Source organism: Amycolatopsis tolypomycina (assembly GCF_900105945.1).
GTDB classification, from domain to species: Bacteria; Actinomycetota; Actinomycetes; order Mycobacteriales; family Pseudonocardiaceae; genus Amycolatopsis; species Amycolatopsis tolypomycina.
In genome coordinates this window covers 349,795-366,649 of sequence record NZ_FNSO01000003.1, presented here as the reverse complement: position 1 = coordinate 366,649, position 16,855 = coordinate 349,795, and the positions used below count along the sequence as shown (strand labels likewise).

The window sequence follows — 16,855 nt, the reverse complement described above, 5'->3', positions numbered from 1 at the left end:
TCGCTCCCTCCCAGTGTACTTGGCCGCGTCCGCTGACATGCGGCAAGGACACCCCTGAACGCGTCACAGACGAACGAAATCGGTTCGAGCCGACTCTTGACGTATCTCGGGAGGTCTGGATGCGTTCTCGGGGCATTCAACCGAGCATCGCGCAACCCGGGTCAGCCGTACGTGTCACGCGGGCCGCGGCCCGGCACGTGCCGGGGTCCTTTCCGCCAGCTCGGGGCGGTCGGGCCCTGGATCCGCATCCGCTTGACGACGCCGTTGCCGACCCCCGCCGCGATCTTGGCCAGCAGCTTTCCCTGCAGCAACCGCAGCTGGGTCGCCCACGCCGTGGAGCTGGCGCGGACGGTGAGCTCGCCGTCCTTCAGCGCGACCGGCTGCGCGTGCTCGGCGACGTCTTCGCCGACCAGCCGCGCCCACTGCGCGAAGACGCGGGCGCTCGTGACGCTCTCGTTCCACCCGCGGTCGCTGACCAGCCGCGAGACGAGGCGGCCGAGCGGCTGCGGGTCGCGCGGGTCCGCACCCGGCCCCGACCAGCGGCGACGCCGGGGGTTCTGCCCCCCGCCGACCGCGGTACGACGGCGCCCGGGCGGCACGCCCCGCTCCTTCGCCTTGGCCTTCGCGGCCTCGAGGGCGGCGTGCGCCAGGTCGCGCCCGGTCAGCGGAGCCTCGTTCGGCCCAGCGTCGCCATCACGTTCGGTGTCCGCCGGAGGCTTGGCGCCGTTTTTGGGCGCTTTGTGCCACCCATCCGGCCGCAAGGTCACAGGCAGCGATAACTCATTCACCGTGTTATCCACACTGTCCACAGGTTTGTCCCCAGATCGGGTGCGGTTTGTGCTGCCCGTCACACGGGGTGCCCGGTCGCCTTGCTCAGCCACGCGTGATCTCACCGTCCGCCACCACGAACCGGTGCCCGGCCAGCTCGCCGGGCACGTCTTCGTCGACCGCGGCGGTCACCAGCACCTGTTCGGCGCTCGCGGCCACCTCGGCCAGCCGGGCCCGGCGCTTGCGGTCCAGCTCGGCGAACACGTCGTCGAGCAGCAGCACCGGCTCGCCCGCCTCCGCCCGCAGCAGCTCGTAGCTGCCGAGCCGGAGCGCGAGGGCGAACGACCACGACTCGCCGTGGCTCGCGTACCCCTTGGCCGGCGCCTGGCCCAGGATCAGCTCCAGCTCGTCCCGGTGCGGGCCGACCAGGCTGATGCCGCGCTCGAGCTCCGCCTTGCGGGCTTCACCCAGCGCCTTCAGCAGGACGTCCTTGAGGACCTCGGGTTGCGCCCGTTCGCCATCCGGTACGCCGTACGTCTCCGGCAGGGCCGCGCCCAGCGACGACCGGTAGGCGATCTTCGCCGGCCGCGAGTCCGGCGCGACCCCCATGTACGCCGCGGCCGCGTACGGCGCGAGGTCGGCGACGAGGTTCAGGCGCGCGGCCAGCAGCTCCGCGCCGGCCACTGCCAGGTGGTCGTCCCAGACCTCGAGCGTCGACAGCGCGTACGGGTCTTCGCGGCCCGTACGCCGTTTCCCGGCCGTCTTGAGCAGGGCGTTCCGCTGCTTCAGCACCTTCTCGTAGTCCGCCCGAACCCCGGCGTACCGCGGCGCGCGCAGCACCAGGAGCTCGTCGAGGAACCGTCTTCGCTCGCCGGGGTCGCCCCGCACGAGCGCGAGGTCCTCCGGGGAGAACAGCACCGTGCGCAGGATCCCGAGCACGTCACGCGGACGGCCGACCGCACCGCGGTTGACCCGGGCGCGGTTCGCCCGGCCCGCGGTGATCTCCAGCTCGACGGTCAGCTCGCGGTCGTCGTTGACCACCGCGACCCGCACCAGCGCACGCTCGCAGCCGTGCCGGATCAGCGGCGCGTCCGTCGCGACTCGGTGCGAACCCAGCGTCGCGACGTACCCGATCGCCTCCAGCAAGTTGGTCTTGCCGCGGCCGTTCTGGCCGACCAGCACGGCCGGCCCCGGTTCGAGCGCGAGATCGGCCTGCGGCCAGGAGCGGAAGTCGGTGACCTGCAGGTGTCGCAGATACACCAGCTGCTCCTTATCCGCCGGCCTTCTTCACGGCGTGCCCGCCGAACTGGTTGCGCAGCGCGGCGACCGCGCGCATCGCGGCCGAGTGCTCCTGCCGCGAAGCGAACCGCGCGAACAGCGCCGCCGAGATGACCGGCGCCGGCACCGCGTTGTTGATCGCCTCTTCCAGCGTCCAGCGGCCCTCGCCCGAATCCTCGACGTAGCCCTCGAGGTCGTCCAGCTCCGGGTCCTCGTCGAGCGCGCGCACGAGCAGGTCGAGCAGCCACGACCGGACGACGGTGCCGCGCTGCCAGCCCTTGATCACCGCGGGCACGTCCTTGACGACCTTCGCGGCCTCGAGCAGCTCGAAGCCCTCCGCGAAGGCCTGCATCATGCCGTACTCGATGCCGTTGTGGATCATCTTCGCGTAGTGGCCCGCGCCGACGTCGCCGGCGTGCGAGAAGCCTTCTTCACGCGGGCCGTCCGGGCGCAGCGCGTCGAAGATCGGCATCGCCTTCTCGACGTCGGCGGCGGCGCCGCCGACCATCAGGCCGTAGCCGTTCTCCTTGCCCCACACGCCACCGGACACGCCGCAGTCGAGGTAGCCGATGCTCTTCGCCGCGAGCAGGTCGGCGTTCAGCTTGTCGTCGGTGTACTTCGAGTTGCCACCGTCGATCACCATGTCGCCGGCGGAGAGCAGGTTGCCCAGCTCGGTGACGGTCGCCCGGGTCGGCTCGCCGGCGGGCACCATGATCCAGACGATCCGCGGGCCGTCCAGTTTGGACACCAGGTCCTCGAGCGAGGTCGTGTCGCTGACGTCCGGGTTGCGGTCGTAGCCGACCACCTCGTGACCGGCCGCACGCAGCCGCTCACGCATGTTGAAGCCCATCTTGCCCAGGCCGATCAGACCGAGCTGAACCATGAGATCCCCTTACGTGCTGAAGAAAATGCGGGTCAGCCCGGCAGGCGGACCGGCATCAGGAGGTACAGGTAGCCGGGGACGACGTTGCCCTCGGCGTCGGCGGGCTTGATGAGCGCGGGGCGGTTCGGCGTGGTGAACGTCAGCTCCGCCCGGTCGCTGTGGAGCGCGCCGAGGCCGTCGACGAGGTAACCCGGGTTGAACGCGATCGTCACCGGCTCACCTTCGTACTCGACCTGCAGCTCCTCTTCGGCGCTGCCCTCGTCGTCGCCGCCCGCGGACAACCGCAGCGTGTTGTCCCCGAACTCCAGTCGTACCTGAGTCCCCCGCTCCGCCACCAGCGAAACGCGCTTGATGGACTCGGTGAGAGCCGACACGTCGATGACCGCGCGCGAGGTGTGCGACGCGGGCAGCAGCTGCCGGTACGGCGGGAACTCCGCGTCGAGCAGGCGGGTCGTCGTGTAGCGCCCGGAACCGGACAGGCCGAGCAGGCCTTCGCCGCTGGCGAGGGCGAGGCGGATCGTGGCACCACTCGCGCCGAGCGTCTTGGCCGCCTCGGCGAGGGTGCGCGCCGGGACGAGCACCGCGGCGTCGGCGAGGCCCTCGGCCGGCTGCCAGGTGAACTCGCGCATGGCGAGCCGGAAGCGGTCGGTCGCGACCAGGGTCAGCGAGCTGCCGGAGATCTCGAGCCGCATGCCGGTGAGCATCGGGAGCGTGTCGTCCTTGCCCGCGGCGACGACGACCTGGGTGACGGCCTGGCCGAACGCGTCGCCGGCGAGCTCGCCTGCGAAGGCGGGCTGGGACGGCAGCTGCGGGTAGTCCTCGACCGGCATGGTCGGCAGGGAGAACCGCGCGCTGCCGCACGTGATGGTGGCGCGGGCGCCGTCGACGGAGATCTCGACCGGCTGCGCGGGCAGCGCCTTGGTGATGTCGGCGAGCAGGCGCCCGGACACGAGGAGGCGGCCGCCGTCGGCGATCGTCGCCGGGACCCCGACCGTGGCCGAGACCTCGTAGTCGAAGCCGGAGACCGTCAGCGCGTCGGTGTCGCCGTCCGAACCGGCGTCGAGCAGGACTCCGCCCAGCACCGGCACCGGCGGCCGGGAGGGGAGGCTTCTGGCCACCCACGCGACGGCGTCGGCGAGCCCGTCACGCTCGACGCGGATCTTCATGCGCGCATCCTTTCGACGATCGAGCCCCGTGCGGGCTCGGGCCAGGCCTCTTCTCGCAGGACAGTGACCGGCTGCCCCCTCCGGCCGGTCCGCCCTCCGCGTGAGCGGCCGGAGCGCGGACCAGGTGCAGGCGTCCACGTTAGGCCGTCGCGGGCGCCGCCGTCACCTCGGCCTCCCCTTGACTTTGTCGACATGACGACTCGATCTCGCGGCTGTCCCCAGATTCGTCCGCCGCCTGTTTTTATCTTTTTCTCTCTTAGAAGAGATCTAAAGGCAGTAGCAGTAGTAGGTGCTGTGGATTGTGTGGATCGAGCTCGTTCGCGCAGGTCGGACGGCGCGGCGGCGTGTGGAGAACCGTGGTGGCAGACCTGTGGGTAGTTCGGGCGGTCCGTGGATGGTTTCGGCTGTCCCCGGATCCATCCACAGTTGTCCCCAGTTGTCCCCACGGTTGTCCCCAGGTGTGGGGCGATTTGTACCCAGGGTCTGGGGGTGCCGGACGGGGTCCGAACCCCTCTTCCGAGTGATCGGCTCCTCCTGTGCACAGCATGTGGGCAACCTGTGGAATCAGCGTGGACAAGGGTGTGGATGCGCTGTGGATCGCCTGTGGGCGGGGTGTGGAGGGAATTCGTGTCTGCGCTGGTGGGAGATCCGTTGGCACTGTGGGCAATCCGCCCACACGGTGGGGAAAACCCCTTGTGTACAAACAATTTTCGCGAGTTTGGCGAAGCACGCGTACGCGCCTTCGCTGCTTCGCGCGCGTACACGTGCTTCAGGGGTCCACAGACGACTGTGCCCATGAGAAAGGGGCGTCCACATTGAGCGGACGCCCCGAAGTCGTTGGGAGGTAAGGGATGTGCTACTGGCGGGCGCGCTGCTTGATGCGCGACGTCAGCTCCTGCACCTGGTCGTAGATGCGCCGGCGCTCGGCCATCTCCTTGCGGATCTTCTTGTCCGCGTGCATGACGGTCGTGTGGTCGCGGCCGCCGAACGTCTGCCCGATCTTCGGCAGCGACATGTCGGTGAGCTCGCGGCAGAGGTACATCGCGATCTGGCGGGCCGTGGCGAGCGCCTTCGTCTTGCCGGGGCCGCACAGGTCGTCGAGCGTGACGTCGAAGAACTCGGACGTGACGCCCATGATGGTCGGGGCGGTGATCTCCGGCGCGTGCGAGTCGGGGATCAGGTCGCGCAGCACGATCTCGGCGAGCGCGCTGTCGACCGGCTGCTGGTTCAGCGACGCGAACGCGGTGACGCGGATGAGCGCGCCTTCCAGTTCGCGGATGTTCGCCTCGACGCGCGACGCGATGAACTCGAGGACCTCGCCCGGCACCGCCAGCCTGTCCTGCGCCGCCTTCTTGCGGAGGATCGCGATGCGCGTCTCGAGCTCGGGCGGCTGGATGTCGGTGATGAGGCCCCACTCGAACCGCGTCCGCAGCCTGTCCTCCAGCGTTTCGAGGCGCTTCGGCGGGCGGTCGGAGCTGACGACGATCTGCTTGTTCGCGTTGTGGAGGGTGTTGAAGGTGTGGAAGAACTCTTCCTGCGTGCCTTCCTTGCCCTCCAGGAACTGGATGTCGTCGACGAGCAGGATGTCGATGTCGCGGTAGCGCCGCTGGAAGGCGACCTTGCGGTCGTCGCGCAGCGAGTTGATGAAGTCGTTCGTGAACTCTTCGGTCGAGACGTACCGGACGCGCATGCCCGGGAAGAGCCGTTGCGCGTAGTGGCCGACCGCGTGCAGCAGGTGCGTCTTGCCGAGCCCGGACTCGCCCCAGATGAAGAGCGGGTTGTACGCGCGGGCGGGCGCTTCGGCGACGGCGACCGCGGCCGCGTGCGCGAAGCGGTTGGACGCGCCGATGACGAACGTGTCGAAGGTGTACTTCTCGTTCAGCTTCGTCTTCGACGTCTGCGGCTGCGCCGGCGCGGTGTACGGCTGGCCGGCGATCGGCTGGCCGGAGAACGTCGGCCAGATCTCGTGGACCGCGGCGAGCGCCTCGCCCTCTTCGTCGACTTCCTCGTCGGTGTCGTCGCCGTCGTCCGGCTTCGGCGCGACGGCCTGGTGCGCCGGCATCGGCGGCGGCATTTGGGGAGGCAGCTGTGTCGGCATCTGGGCCGGCATCGGCTGGGCCGGTTCGGCGGGGCGCGGCGGCGGCATCATCGGCGCGCCGTTGCCCGGCATCGGCGGGCCGGGTTCGGGGCTGGCGCCGTTTTCCACTCGACCGGGTGACGGCGCGTAGCGCGGCGCGGGCGACGGGGCGACGGCTTCGGCGCTGTCGACCTTCACCGCGAGGGAGATGGCGCGGCCGAGCCGCCGCGAGAGCGCGTCGGTGATCGCGCCGCGCAGCCCGCGTTCGATCGCTTCCTTGGCGAAGTCGCTGGGCGCCGCGAGGAGGGCCGTGCCGTCGAGGAGGCCGATGGGCCGGGTCACGCGCATCCAGGCGCGCTGCTGCGGGGACAGGGTCCCGTCGGACAGTTCGCGTACCACCTGTTCCCAGATGACACCCAGATTGTGCTGGTGATCCGACACCTGTCTGGCTCCCCTCCCCTCGTCGGCGTGGACGGCCGAACCCCGGCGACCTGCGTGCGCGTCGGCACAGCGGATATCCACATAGTTGTCCACAGCTGTGCACTAATGTACGGCGACCCGCGGCGCCGCCACCTGCGGGCTCGTCGTACGCCGGTGGGCACTCCACCACTCGGAGACTGGGCACCGCGACCGGTGACCCGGAAGAGGCACGCTAACAAGCCCCGTCCGCCGCCACAAGGCATCCTCGGCGGCCAGCATTTCACGGTGTACAGGACGTGGCCATTCGGTGTCCCGGCGTCGACCGCCACGGCCGCGCGCGCCGGTCGCGGACCGTGGCCGAGGGGGTGCCTACGAGCCGCCCGAGCGGGGTGCGTACCCTCGTAAGGTCTCCCGTATGCGACGGGTGCGTTTCGCGTGCCCACGTTGTCGTTGCTCGTCGTGACGAGGCCACACGTTGGTAGGAGACACCAGAGACTGCCGTGCGCCCGCACGACACGCCAGGCGACGGGGAGGAATTCCCGCGTCGGACGCGACACACAGGAGAAGCAGTGAGCAAGGGTAAGCGCACCTTCCAGCCGAACAACCGCCGCCGCGCGAAGACCCACGGGTTCCGCCTGCGCATGCGGACCCGCGCCGGCCGGGCCATCCTGGCGGCCCGCCGTCGCAAGGGCCGCGCTGAGCTGTCCGCCTGATCGCACCCGATCGAGGCGCGCCGTGCTGCCGGCTGCCGCACGCCTGCGGCGGAGTGAGGATTTCCGCGTGGTTCTCCGTCGCGGGTCCCGGGCAGGCAGGCGCCGCCTCGTCGTCCACGCGCTGACCACGGACCCGTCCGCGGCCGCCGACGCCGTGCAGTCCACCACTGCACCGCCGGCGGCCAGGGCGGGTTTTGTGGTGAGCAAGGCCGTCGGCAATTCGGTGGTCCGCCACCGCGTCAGCCGCCGGTTGCGTCATCTCGTTTCGGCCAGGCTCGGAACACTGCCCGCCGGTACTGCGTTGGTCGTACGGGCATTGCCGCCGTCGTCGACCGCGTCCAGCGCCGAGCTCGGGTCCGATCTCGATGCTGCGTTGCGTCGGCTGGGGCTTCTGTCGTCGCGCCGTCCGGCCGGGGATGTCCCCAGCCCGACGCGTCCCGCGGACGCGGCCCCCGACCACGGATCAGCGGTGTGACCGGCATGCGAGCCACCCCCGAGCACGACCACGAGCACGATGTAGCGCCCGAGCCCCCGAAGCCCGGCCCCGTCGCCTGGGTCTTGCTGCTTCCCGTCAAGCTCTACCGCAAGGCGATCTCGCCCTTCCTCCCCCCGGCTTGCCGGTTCTACCCGAGCTGCAGCGCGTACGCAGTCGAAGCCCTCACCCGGCACGGTGCCGGTCGCGGCTCCTACCTCGCGCTGCGCCGGCTGCTGCGCTGCGGCCCCTGGACGCCACCCGGCCGCGACCCCGTGCCCGAGACGTTCTCGTGGCGCCACCGACGACCTGATACACCGATCGAGGAGTAGCAGCAGTGCTCGATTTCATCTACTACCCCGTGTCCTTCATCCTCTGGTGTTGGCACAAGGTCTTCGGGTTCGTCTTCGGGGAATCGACCGCGGTCGCGTGGATCCTCGGCATCATCTTCCTGACGTTCACGGTCCGCGGCATCATGTTCAAGCCGTTCGTGAACCAGGTCCGGTCGATGAAGAAGATGCAGGACTTCGCGCCGGAGATGAAGAAGATCCAGAAGAAGTACGCGAACGACCGGCAGCGTCAGGCCGCGGAGATGCAGAAGCTCCAGCGCGAGCACGGCGTCAACCCGCTGGGCAGCTGCCTGCCGATGCTGCTTCAGATCCCGGTGTTCATCGGCCTGAACCACGTCCTCCGCGCGTTCACCATGCCGCCGCCCGGTGGCGGGCCGAAGACCGAGAACTACTTCTTCAGCCAGCACGACGTCGAGTCCTACGTCAACGCGAAGCTGTTCGGCGTCAACCTCGGTGAGGCCGTCTACAACGGCGTCGGCGTCGTCAGCGGCGGCGCGACGAACATCGGCTGGCACTGGAGCGTGCTCCCGGTGGCGCTGCCGCTGATGATCGTCGCGTCGATCGCCACGCACCTCACCGCGCGGCACTCGGTGGCCCGGCAGAACGCCGCGTCGGCCACCCCGCAGACCGCGATCATGAACAAGCTGACGATGTACATCTTCCCGCTCGGTGTGCTCGTCTTCGGTGCGCTGTTCCCGCTCGGCCTCCTCTTCTACTGGCTGGCGAACAACGGCTGGACCCTGATGCAGCAGCGCCTCGTCTACACGAAGATCGACAAGGAAGAGGCGGCCCGCAAGGCGGAGGCCGCGGAGAAGCGCTCGACGCTCGGGCCGAAGCCGGGCCAGAAGCCGACCGCGCCGAAGGTCGGTCAGAAGCCGGTCCAGCAGAAGAAGAACCAGCCCGCCCAGACCGGCTCCCAGAAGAAGGTCACGAAGGCCGGCTCGGCCCACGGCTTCGCGCAGACTTCTCCGGCGGCCGCCGCCGGCGACGGCGACGGCACCCAGACCCCGGCCGACACGAGCGGCCAGAACGGTTCGAAGGACAACGGTACGGGCGTGCCGGGCCTTCTCAAAGACTCGACCAGGAAGTCGGGCCGGAAGCGCCGCTGAGGCGCGACCGGTTCGGAGAGGAGACGAATGATGTCGGAGACGATCGACACGATCGACGCCGATAAGGACGACGTGACCCCGGAGACCGCCGCTCCCGCGGAGGCAGCGGAGACGGCGGACGAGCGGAAGGCGGGCGGTGACGACATCCTCGTCCAGGAGGGTGACATCGCCGGCGACTACCTCGAGCGCCTGCTCGACCTGCTCGACTACGACGGTGACATCGACCTCGACGTGGAAGCCGGCCGCGCGATCGTGAGCATCGACGGCGGCGAGGACCTCGAGAAGCTCGTCGGCCCGCGCGGCACGGTGCTCGAGGCGCTGCAGGAGCTGACCCGCCTGGCGGTCCAGCAGGAGACGGGCTCCCGCAGCCGCCTGATGCTGGACATCGCGGGCTGGCGCGCGGACCGCCGCGAGGAACTGAAGGAGCTCGGCCGTTCGACGGCGGAGTCGGTCCTGAAGAGCGGCGAGCGCGTGCGGCTGCAGCCGATGAGCCCGTTCGAGCGCAAGGTGGTCCACGACGCGGTGGCGACGGTCTCGGGCGTCACGAGCGAGAGCGAGGGCGAGGACCCGAAGCGCCGTGTGGTGATCTTCCCGGAGGCGTGAGACCCGGTTCGCCTTGAGAGCGGCCCCACTTGACTCGGTCAGGTGGGGCCGCTTCTTTGTGTCCATGCGCCCGGCGGTGGCGGGAAGCGCAGCGGCGATTGCCCGCCATCATCGGGTCCGGTGCGGGTCAAGGTGATGCGGGCGGCCCGCTGTTCGCGCACCGGCTTCAGCGGGATCCGCTTAGGCAACGCGGCGCCCCGGCCGAACGAATTACACGCGTGATGTTTCACGTGGAACTCTCCACAACGGCGGCCGGCTGAGTGGAGTTGTCCACATCTTCGGACTGTCGGCTCGTCTTCTCCGGTTCATCGGGGACAATCGAGCGAGCGCGGTTTCACGTGAAACCGGCGGACGAGGAGTAGACGGAGTGAGCTTGGAGCAGGCCGCGGGGGCGGTGCGGGCCGCGGCGGGGCGGGTGTTCGGTGAGCACGTCGACCAAGCGGCTGGGTACGTCGAACTCCTGGAGCGCCACGGGGTCGAGCGGGGGCTGATCGGCCCGCGGGAAGTCGAGCGGCTGTGGGAGCGGCACGTGCTCAACTCGGCGGTGATCGGCGAGCAGATGCCCGAGGGCGCCCGCGTCGTCGACGTCGGGTCCGGCGCGGGGCTTCCGGGTGTACCGCTGGCGATCGCGCGACCGGACCTCGATATCGTTCTGCTCGAACCGATGGCCCGCCGGGTGGACTGGCTGGCCGAGGTGGCCGAGAAGCTGGAACTCCCGATCACCGTCGTCCGTGGACGCGCGGAGGAGCGGCCTGTGCGTGAGCAGCTCGGTGGTGCCGACATCGTCACCGCTCGCGCGGTCGCCCCGCTCGCTCGTCTCGCGGACTGGTGCCTGCCGCTGGTCCGTCCCGATGGCTTCCTGGTCGCCCTCAAGGGCGCCAGCGCGGCGGACGAGATCGAGCGGGACGGTGCCGCCATCCGGAAGGCCGGCGGGGCCGATCCGCTGATCGTCGAGTGCGGTGTGTCAGTGCTCGAGGTCCCCAGCACGGTTGTGAAGATCCGTCGCCTACCGACGGCCAGCAAGCCGAAGGCGCGGAGCAGGAAGCGCTAACGAGCCGCGATGTTCCACGTGAAACGAAGCGACTCGACCACCGACCAGACGTCTAGATGGAGGAGGTGTCGAGACCGGTGAATCCCCCGCCGTCCGACTCCACGGAGACCAGCCACGACGTGGGCTGGACCCCGATCGCCGAAGAAGCCGCCCGCGCCGCGCGTCTGCTGCACCCGAAGGAAGGGTCGCTTCCCCGGCCTGCACGTCGCCGCGTGATGACCGTCGCCAACCAGAAGGGCGGCGTCGGCAAGACCACGAGCACGGTCAACCTCGCGGCCGCCCTCGCGCTCCACGGGCTCAAGACGCTCGTCGTCGACCTCGACCCGCAGGGCAACGCCAGCACCGCGCTCGACGTCGACCACCGGTCCGGGACGCCCTCCATCTACGAGGTGCTCATCGGTGAGGTGACGCTGGCCGAGGCGGCCCAGCCGACCGAGCAGTCCCCCAACCTCTTCTGCGTCCCCGCGACGATCGACCTCGCCGGCGCCGAGATCGAGCTGGTCTCGATGGCGTCCCGCGAGTCCCGGCTCAAGGAGGCCATCTCCTCGGAGATCCTCGACGAGATCGGCGTCGACTACGTCCTCATCGACTGCCCGCCGTCGCTGGGCCTGCTGACCGTCAACGCGATGGTCGCCGCGCAGGAGGTGCTCATCCCGATCCAGTGCGAGTACTACGCGCTCGAAGGGCTCGGGCAGCTGCTGAGCAACATCGAGCTCGTGCAGCAGCACCTCAACCGCGAACTCCGCGTCTCGACGATCCTGCTCACCATGTACGACGGCCGGACCAAGCTGGCCGACCAGGTGACGAACGAGGTGCGGAACCACTTCGGCGACACCGTCCTCAAGACGGTCATCCCCCGCAGCGTGAAGGTGTCCGAGGCGCCCGGGTACGGCCAGACCGTGCTCGCCTACGACCCCGGTTCGCGCGGCGCGATGAGCTACGTCGACGCGGCCAAGGAGATCGCCGAGCGCGGCGCACAGATGGAGAAGGGTAGTTCGACATGACCGAGCGTCGAGGAGGGCTGGGGCGCGGCCTCGCCGCCCTGATCCCGACCGGCCCCACCGGCGGTGGTCCGCTGCCCGCGCCGGCCGACGGCACGGCGGCGGACAAGAAGGCGGCCGAGGACAAGGGCTGGTTCGCGGCGAACGGCCAGGCGACGCCGCAGCACGGCGGCGAGGTCGCCGGCGCCGTCTACCGCGAGATCCCCGTCAGCTCGATCAAGCCGAACCCGAAGCAGCCGCGCCAGGTCTTCGACGAAGACGCGCTCGCCGAACTCGAGCACTCGATCCGCGAGTTCGGGCTCATGCAGCCCATCGTCGTCCGCGAACTCGGCAACGACGAGTACGAGCTCGTCATGGGCGAGCGGCGGCTGCGTGCTTCGCAGCAGGCGGAGCTCGAGGCGATCCCGGCGATCGTCCGGCAGACCGCCGACGAGTCGATGCTGCGGGACGCGCTCCTGGAGAACATCCACCGCGTCCAGCTGAACCCGCTCGAAGAGGCGGCGGCGTACCAGCAGCTGCTCGACGAGTTCGCGGTCACCCACGAGGAGCTGGCGAGCCGGATCGGCCGCAGCCGCCCGGTCATCACCAACACGATCCGGCTCCTCAAGCTCCCCCTGCCGGTGCAGCGCCGGGTCGCGGCGGGCGTCCTGTCCGCCGGGCACGCGCGTGCGCTGCTGTCGCTGGAGGACGCCGAGAGCCAGGAGGAGCTCGCCGCGCGCATCGTCGCGGAGGGCATGTCGGTCCGGGCGACCGAGGAAGCCGTCACGCTCAAGAAGAGCGAGAAGCCGGCCAAGCCGAAGCCCGCGCCGCGCAAGCCGATCCAGACGCCGGGGTTGCAGGAGCTCGCGAACCGGCTCTCGGACCGCTTCGACACCCGGGTGAAGGTCGACCTCGGCCGCCGCAAGGGCCGGATCACGCTCGAGTTCGGCTCGGTCGACGACCTCGAGCGGATCGTCGCGATCATCGACGCGAATGGGACGAATCAGACACCGAAAACCGATTAGGGATCACCCCGGGGTGTTTCGTCACGGTGATGATTGCGGAGGGATCACTCCGCCGCGACGCTGAGCAACAGGGGGAAACGTGTGGGATCCGACGGGCTCGATCGGCCGCGCGCTCTGGATCGGCGGTGCGCAGTGGGCGGGGAAGTCGACCGTCGCCCGGCTGCTCGCGCTCCGGCACGGGCTGACGGCGTACCACTACGACTTCCACGACGCGCGGGCCCACAACGACCGCCTGCTCGCCGGCGGCGCGCCCGCGCGTGATCCCGAACGGCTGTGGGTGCGCTCGACGCCGGCGGAGATGGCGGCCGCGACGCGCGAGGTTTTCGCGTTGCGGTTCGAGTGGGCGCTCGATGACTTGCGCGCGCTCGTCTCGGGCCGCCCGATCATCGCGGAGGGCTGGGGGCTGCGGCCGGAGTTCGTGGCGCCCCTGCTCGACTCACCGCGCCGGATGGTGGTCATGGTGCCGACCGAGGAGTTCCGGCAGCACCAGCTGGCCACCCTGCCGCGCGCGGGAATGATCTCCCCGCGCGTCAGCGATCCCGTCCGGGCGCAGCAGAACCGGATCGCGAGAGACCGCCTGCTCGCCGAGGACGCCGTCCGCAGCGCGCGCGAACACGGCATCCGGGTGCTGGAGATCGACGGGACGACGGACGCCGAAGAAGTGGCCGACACCGTGGCCGGCCACTTCGGCCTGGACTAGCGGGTGATCGCCCGCGCGATCAGTTCGGCGAACACCGCGCCGAGCGACTTGCCCGCCGCCTCGATCGCCATCGGCACCGTCGACGTCTCGGTGAGGCCCGGCGACGGGTTCACCTCCAGGAAGTGCACGGTGCCGTCCGGCGTCACGACCGCGTCCGTGCGGGAGATGTCGCGCAGGCCGAGCACGCGGTGCGCGGCGACGGCCAGCTCGGCCACCGCCTTGGCCGCGGCGTCGTCGAGCCGGGCCGGGGTGAAGAAGTCGGTCAGGCCGGCCGTGTAGCGGGCCGTGTAGTCGTACACGCCGCTCTCCGGGACGATCTCGACCGCGGGGAGGGCCTCGGGCCCGTCCTCGCCCTCGATGACCGTCACGGCCACCTCGACGCCGTCCACGAAGCGCTCGGCGAGGACCGTGTCGCCGTAGGCGAAGCAGCCGACCATCGCCGCCGGCAGTTCGGCCGCCTCGCGCACCACCTGGGTGCCGAGCGCGGAGCCGCCCTGGTCGGGCTTGAGGATCAGCGGCAGGCCGAGGCGCTCCACCATCGCGTCGAGCACCGCCTGGGCACCGAGCTCGCGGAACGTGCTGTGCGGCAGCACCACCCACTCCGGCGTCACGAACCCGGCGTTCTGCAGCAGCGCCTTCGCGGTCGGCTTGTCCCACGCGCGGCGGCAGCCCTGGGAGCCGGTGCCGACGAACGGCACGTCCAGCATCTCCAGCACCGTCTGCACCGAACCGTTCTCGCCCTCACCACCGTGCAGCGCGACGACCACGGCGTCCGGCCGGTGGGTGCGCAGCCGCTCCAGCAGCCCGCCGTCGGTGTCCCACTCCTCGATGCCGAAGCTCTCGGACTTCAAGGCCGCGGACAGCCGTCGCCCGGACCTCAGCGAGACGTCGCGTTCGTGCGAGAGCCCGCCGGCGAGCACGGCAACGGTACGGTCGACCACCGTGGAAACTCCTTAGCTGGAACGAATCTCAGAGCGTGTCCGGGGACGGGTTCTGCGGCCCCTGGATCCGGCGCGCGCTCACGCTACCGAAGGTGCGGGCGAGGTCCATTTCGGACTCCAGCACGACCGCCAGCCGCCGCACGCCCTCACGGATGCGCTCCGGGGTCGGGTAGCAGTAGGAGAGCCGCATCTGGCGGCTGCCGAACCCGTCGGCGTAGAAGCCGGTTCCGGACGCGTACGCCACCCGTGCCGTCACCGCGCGCGGCAGCATCGCCTTCGTGTCGACGCCTTCCGGCACGGTCACCCAGACGTAGAAGCCGCCGTCCGGCTTGGTCCACGAGCAGCCCGGGGGCAGGTACTGGTCGAGCGCGGACAGGATCGCGTCCCGCCGCTCGCGGTAGTTCTCGCGGAACTTCTTGATCTGGCCCTTCCAGTCGTGCGTGGCCAGGTAGCGCGACACGATCATCTGGTTGAACGTCGGCGGGCAGAGCGTCGCCGACTCCGCGGCGAGCACGAGCTTCTCGCGCACGGCGTGCGGCGCGAGCACCCAGCCGACGCGCAGGCCGGAGGCGAACGTCTTCGAGAACGAGCCGAGGTACACGACGTTGTCGGGGTCGGTCGACCGCAGCGCCGGGTACGTCTGCCCGTCGAAGCCGAGCAACCCGTACGGGTTGTCTTCGACGACCAGGACATTGTGCTCGCGGCAGATCTCGAGGATCTCCGCGCGGCGCTCGACGGCCAGCGTGACGCCGGCGGGGTTGTGGAAGTTCGGGATCGTGTAGAGGAACTTGACCCGGCGGCCGGCCTTCTTGGTCTGGTCGAGCGCTTCCCGCAGCAACGAAGGCACCAGGCCGCGGTCGTCCATCTCCACGTGCACGACCTGCGCCTGGTACGCGGCGAACGAGCCCAGTGCGCCGACGTACGAGGGACCTTCGGCGATCACGACGTCACCCGGGTCGCAGAACAACCGCGTGACCATGTCCAGGCCCATCTGCGAGCCGACGGTCACCACGACGTCGTCCGGGTGCGCCTTGATGCCTTCCAGGGCCATGATTTCGCAGATCTGCTCGCGCAGCACCGGGACGCCGTGCGCCGAGCCGTACTGCAGGGCCACCATGCCGTCTTCGGCGATGATCTCGGCCACCTGCGCCGACAGCGTGTCGAGCGGCAGCGCCGCCAGGTTCGGCATGCCGCCGGCGAGCGAAACCACCTCGGGCCTGCTGGCCACCGCGAACAGCGCCCGGATCTCCGAGGCGGTCATCCCCGCGGTGCGCGCGGCGTACCGCTCGAGGTGCGGGTCGAGGTTCTGGCGGCCGCTGGGGCGCTGGCTGGGGCGGTTCTCGGTCATCGACGTTCACCCGGGGCTCGGTGGACACGGTCACTCCCGCGGGAGCTGTAGATCCCATCGAGTGTAACCGGGCACCCATCAGGACCCCCTGGCCTTTCGGTGCTCGTCACATCGGCCTATCCTCGACCCTGGCTCCCGTGTTCGTGCCGTGGATCTCGCGCGGCTTGACGGGCGGGCAGCCCGTCGGGAGCGCAGGTCAGGGAGGTCGCGGGTGTCGCGTCGCGTCGTGGGCGTCACACTGGACAACCTGGAGCACCTGCCGAAGAGCTGCCGCAGGTGCGTGTACTGGGAGCTCGCCCCCCACCTGAAGCACCAGGCCGAGGAGTTCGGCGCGACCGAGGTCGAGAAGGAAGCCTGGGTCTCGAGCGTGCTGCTCGAGTGGGGTTCCTGCGGCCGCATCGTCTACAGCGACACGCTGCCGGTCGGGTTCGTGCTGTACGCCCCGCCGAACGCCGTCCCGCGCGCGCTGGCCTTCCCGACGTCGCCGCCGAGCGCGGACGCCGTCCTGCTGACCTCGTTCCAGGTGCTCCCGGAGTTCCGCGGCGGCGGGCTCGGCCGGATGCTCGTCCAGGCGGTCGCCAAGGACCTCACCAAGCGCGGCGTCCGCGCCATCGAGGCGTTCGGCGACGCGAAGCCCGACGAGCCGGACCCGGACGGCGGCCACAGCTGCGTGCTGCCCGCCGGCTTCCTGCAGAGCGTGGGCTTCAAGACGGTCCGCCCGCACCCCAAGTGGCCCCGGCTGCGCCTCGAGCTGCGCTCGGCGATCACCTGGAAGGAAGACGTCGAGGCGGCCCTGGAACGGCTGCTCGGCCAGGTGACGATCACCACCGCCGAGCCGAGCCTCGGCCGCGCCTGAACCCTCACCGCAAACGTTTGCGCCGGTGCTTCGGCATGCCTGGAACCGAGGTGTGCACAACTGTGGAAGAAGTGCCGAGTTATCCACAGAGCGCTGCTAGGAGCGGTGGAAAAGC

General features: G+C 70.2%; 17 protein-coding genes. 10 read left to right on the top strand and 7 right to left on the bottom strand.

All coding sequences use genetic code 11. The features are described 5' to 3' along the window. Positions 1-161: 161 nt before the first annotated feature. The 5 genes from BLW76_RS07255 to dnaA all read right to left on the bottom strand — a co-directional run bounded on the left by BLW76_RS07255 (position 162) and on the right by dnaA (position 6,613). The gene (locus BLW76_RS07255) at positions 162-665 is read right to left on the bottom strand and encodes a DciA family protein (RefSeq protein WP_091305833.1); all 504 of its coding nucleotides are present in this window, start codon (positions 663-665) and stop codon (positions 162-164) included. A 208-nt stretch (positions 666-873) separates the two neighbouring features. Then, positions 874-2,028, bottom strand: a complete 1,155-nt coding sequence (gene recF / locus BLW76_RS07250) for a DNA replication/repair protein RecF (protein WP_091305063.1) — start codon at positions 2,026-2,028, stop codon at positions 874-876. A 10-nt stretch (positions 2,029-2,038) separates the two neighbouring features. Beyond that, complete coding sequence (gene gnd / locus BLW76_RS07245) at positions 2,039-2,929, bottom strand: phosphogluconate dehydrogenase (NAD(+)-dependent, decarboxylating) (protein ID WP_091305062.1); 891 nt, start codon at positions 2,927-2,929, stop codon at positions 2,039-2,041. A gap of 32 nt (positions 2,930-2,961) precedes the next feature. Continuing rightward, positions 2,962-4,095 (bottom strand): DNA polymerase III subunit beta, encoded by a 1,134-nt coding sequence (gene dnaN, locus BLW76_RS07240; RefSeq protein WP_072475326.1) that lies wholly within the window; start codon positions 4,093-4,095, stop codon positions 2,962-2,964. Between the two features lie 856 nt (positions 4,096-4,951). Next, a complete protein-coding gene (gene dnaA / locus BLW76_RS07235) occupies positions 4,952-6,613 on the bottom strand; it encodes a chromosomal replication initiator protein DnaA (protein WP_091305061.1) in 1,662 nt (553 codons plus the stop codon). A gap of 548 nt (positions 6,614-7,161) precedes the next feature. On the opposite strand from dnaA, the gene rpmH reads away from it, so the two are divergent. The 9 genes from rpmH (at position 7,162) to BLW76_RS07190 (ending at position 13,595) form a co-directional block, all read left to right on the top strand. After that, positions 7,162-7,305 carry a 50S ribosomal protein L34 gene (gene rpmH / locus BLW76_RS07230; RefSeq protein ID WP_037363527.1) on the top strand — a complete coding sequence of 48 codons (144 nt, stop codon included), beginning with the start codon at positions 7,162-7,164 and terminating at the stop codon, positions 7,303-7,305. 22 nt (positions 7,306-7,327) lie between these two features. Beyond that, positions 7,328-7,780, top strand: coding sequence for a ribonuclease P protein component (gene rnpA / locus BLW76_RS07225; RefSeq protein WP_091305060.1), 453 nt, complete (start codon positions 7,328-7,330; stop codon positions 7,778-7,780). A 5-nt stretch (positions 7,781-7,785) separates the two neighbouring features. Then, positions 7,786-8,109, top strand: a complete 324-nt coding sequence (gene yidD / locus BLW76_RS07220) for a membrane protein insertion efficiency factor YidD (protein ID WP_091305831.1) — start codon at positions 7,786-7,788, stop codon at positions 8,107-8,109. 5 nt (positions 8,110-8,114) lie between these two features. Then, positions 8,115-9,236, top strand: a complete 1,122-nt coding sequence (gene yidC / locus BLW76_RS07215; protein WP_091305059.1) for a membrane protein insertase YidC — start codon at positions 8,115-8,117, stop codon at positions 9,234-9,236. Positions 9,237-9,266: 30 nt separating this feature from the next. After that, a complete protein-coding gene (locus BLW76_RS07210) occupies positions 9,267-9,839 on the top strand; it encodes a Jag family protein (protein ID WP_167384498.1) in 573 nt (190 codons plus the stop codon). Between the two features lie 367 nt (positions 9,840-10,206). After that, positions 10,207-10,890: a 16S rRNA (guanine(527)-N(7))-methyltransferase RsmG gene (gene rsmG / locus BLW76_RS07205; protein ID WP_091305057.1), complete on the top strand. Its 684-nt coding sequence runs from the start codon at positions 10,207-10,209 to the stop codon at positions 10,888-10,890. Positions 10,891-10,967: 77 nt separating this feature from the next. After that, positions 10,968-11,894: a ParA family protein gene (locus BLW76_RS07200; protein ID WP_091305830.1), complete on the top strand. Its 927-nt coding sequence runs from the start codon at positions 10,968-10,970 to the stop codon at positions 11,892-11,894. After that, entirely contained in the window at positions 11,891-12,895 is a 1,005-nt protein-coding gene (locus tag BLW76_RS07195; protein ID WP_091305056.1) for a ParB/RepB/Spo0J family partition protein, read from the top strand. Before BLW76_RS07200 ends, BLW76_RS07195 begins: the two co-directional genes overlap by 4 nt. Positions 12,896-12,974: 79 nt before the next feature. Continuing rightward, the gene (locus BLW76_RS07190; protein ID WP_208613233.1) at positions 12,975-13,595 is read left to right on the top strand and encodes a hypothetical protein; all 621 of its coding nucleotides are present in this window, start codon (positions 12,975-12,977) and stop codon (positions 13,593-13,595) included. Here the strand turns inward: BLW76_RS07190 and BLW76_RS07185 are convergent. Further along, the gene (locus BLW76_RS07185) at positions 13,592-14,536 is read right to left on the bottom strand and encodes a D-alanine--D-alanine ligase family protein (protein WP_091305055.1); all 945 of its coding nucleotides are present in this window, start codon (positions 14,534-14,536) and stop codon (positions 13,592-13,594) included. The genes BLW76_RS07190 and BLW76_RS07185 overlap by 4 nt on opposite strands. A 28-nt stretch (positions 14,537-14,564) precedes the next feature. Further along, the gene (locus BLW76_RS07180; protein WP_091305054.1) at positions 14,565-15,884 is read right to left on the bottom strand and encodes an aminotransferase-like domain-containing protein; all 1,320 of its coding nucleotides are present in this window, start codon (positions 15,882-15,884) and stop codon (positions 14,565-14,567) included. A 211-nt stretch (positions 15,885-16,095) separates the two neighbouring features. Here BLW76_RS07180 and BLW76_RS07175 point away from each other — a divergent pair, with 211 nt between their 5' ends. After that, the gene (locus tag BLW76_RS07175) at positions 16,096-16,740 is read left to right on the top strand and encodes a GNAT family N-acetyltransferase (RefSeq protein ID WP_091305053.1); all 645 of its coding nucleotides are present in this window, start codon (positions 16,096-16,098) and stop codon (positions 16,738-16,740) included. The last annotated feature ends 115 nt before the right edge of the window (positions 16,741-16,855 follow it).